At 76.0% G+C, this 2,312-nt stretch carries 1 protein-coding gene; it reads right to left on the reverse strand.

The features are described from left to right. Window positions 1–2,312, reverse strand: a 2,312-nt coding sequence (locus ND748_RS30280) for an acyltransferase domain-containing protein (protein ID WP_251749657.1), incomplete at both ends; no start/stop codon positions are given.

Raw genomic sequence — 2,312 nt, forward strand, 5'->3', positions numbered from 1 at the left:
GAGCCGGCGAGGTCGCCGAGCACGAGCCAGCCCCCCGGCCGGCCGGGCCCGACCGCCGGGGGACGCGGGGCCGGCTGCCATGCCACCCCGTACAGCCAGTCGTCGATGCGCGCGTCGAGTTCCGCCGGTGCGGTGCCCGCGGCGGCGGAGTCGGCCGTGCTGTGGTGGATGTAGCGCATCCCGTCGAGGGTGGCGACGAGCGTGCCGGCGGCGTCGAGCAGGCGGACGTGCCCGGCGGGGTTGCCGACACCGTCGGCGTCCGGGAACTCCATCCAGCCGTGGACATACCGCACGGTCGCGGTGTCCCCGACCACCCGGATCTCGTCGATGCCGGCGGGTAGGACCAGACCCTGCTCGGTCGCGGCCGGCAGGCTGACGACGAGCGCCTGCGCGCAGGCGTCGATGAGCACCGGATGGATGGGCAGCTCCTGCGCACCCGCGGCGGCCATCGGCGGGACGGTCACGGTCGCCCAGACCCCGCGGTTGTCCGCCCCCGTGTGCAGGTCGGTGATGGCGGCAAAGGCGGGCCCGTGATCGATCCCGCGGCCACGCAGGTTGCGGTACACCTCGTCCGGACCGACGCGGCGAGGGTGCGCGACAGCGAGGTCGAGCAGCGCCGCGCCGCCCTCCGGCGCGGGCCGGGTGGTCCGCCGCAGCACGCCGGACATGCGCCGGCTCCAGCCGTTCTCGTTGCCGTCGCTGCGAGCGAAGATCTCGATCAGGGTCCGGTCCGGGTCCTGGGGTGTCGCGGTCATCAGCGCGTCGGTGTGGTCGTCGAGGTCGAGCAGTTCCTCGAACGCGGTGTCGGTCAGGACGACCTCTCCCGGCCCGACGCCGCCGAACACCTCCGCGGCGGCGCTGAGCGCGAACGCGCAGTACGCGGCGCCCGGCAGCACCGCCCGGCCGTGCACCCGGTGGTCGGCGAGCCACCCGACCGCCGCGGTGCCGACGTCGCAGCGCCACAGGTGTCGCACCGGACCGCTCGGCACCTCCGAGTGCGGGCCCGGCAACGGTGATCCGACCGTGTCCGTGGCACCCGCGATGACCACACCGGGCCCGTCGGCCGCCCCGAACGCAACCGCGGTGGTCCCAGCCGTGGCAGCCCCGCGGCCGGGGGTCGCCGCGAGGGTCCGCGGGCCGGGCAGAGCGGCATCGATCCAGTGGCGGCGGCGGTCGAACACCAGCGGCGGCACATCGACGATCACCCCGTCGGGGTAGAGCACCGACCAGTCGACGGGCACGCCGGCGCAGTGGGCCGCCGCGAGCGCGATCCGGAACTCCGCCTGTCCGTCGCCGTCCCGGCGCAGCGTCGGCAGCACCACCGGGGTGCGACTGCCACCGGCCAGGCTGTCGGCGATCGGGCGGGCCACCACCGGGTTCGGCGAGATCTCGAGAAAGACCCGATGCCCGTCGGCGGCGGCCGCGGCGACGGCGTCGGTGAACCGGACGGTGCGGCGAAGGTTCGCGCACCAGTACGCGGCGTCGAAGGCGGGCACCGTGCGCGGGGAATCCTCGACCGTGCCGTAGAAGCCCGTCTCGGGTCGGCGCGGGTCGAGCGCGGTGAGCTGCTCGGCGAGCTCGTCGAGCAGCGGGTCGACCTGCGGCGAATGGGAGGCGACATCGACCGCGACCGGATGGGCCGGGATGCCGCGGGCGGTCCAGTGCGCGACGAGCTCGTCGATCCGGTCGGCGGCACCGGCGATGACCGTCGAGCCCGGCGCGGCCAGCACCGCCACCGAGACCTCCCGGTCGGCACCGGTCGCGACGAGATCGGCCTGCACCGCCCGCCGGTCGAGCCCGACGGTGGCCATCGCGCCGGCCCCGGCGATGCGGGTGAGCAGCCGCGACCGGCGGCAGATCACCCGGACGCCGTCGGCGACGCTCAGCGCGCCCGCGACGACGGCCGCCGCGACCTCTCCCATGGAGTGCCCGATCACGGCAGCGGGCCGCACGCCGTGCGCCCGCCACAGCGCCGCCAACCCGAGCTGCACGGCGAACAGCACCGGCTGGATGCGGTCGCAGCCCGCCAGCTCCTCGCCGGCCCGCAACGCGTCGAGGACCGACCATCCCGCCTCCGCCCGGATCAGCGGGTCGACCTCGGCGATGGCCGCGGCGAACGCCGGCTCCACGACCAGCAGATCGCGCCCCATGCCGGCCCACTGCGACCCCTGGCCGGAGAACACCCAGACCGTGTCCCGCGGCACGCCGGCGACGGTGGTGCCCGTCACCACGTTCGGCGCGGGGCGACCGGCGGCGAACGCGCGCAGGCCCGCGACCAGCTCGTCCCGGGAGGTGGCGACCACCCCGAGCCC

The sequence above is a fragment of the Frankia sp. AiPs1 genome, from assembly GCF_023716945.1.
GTDB lineage: Bacteria > Actinomycetota > Actinomycetes > Frankiales > Frankiaceae > Frankia.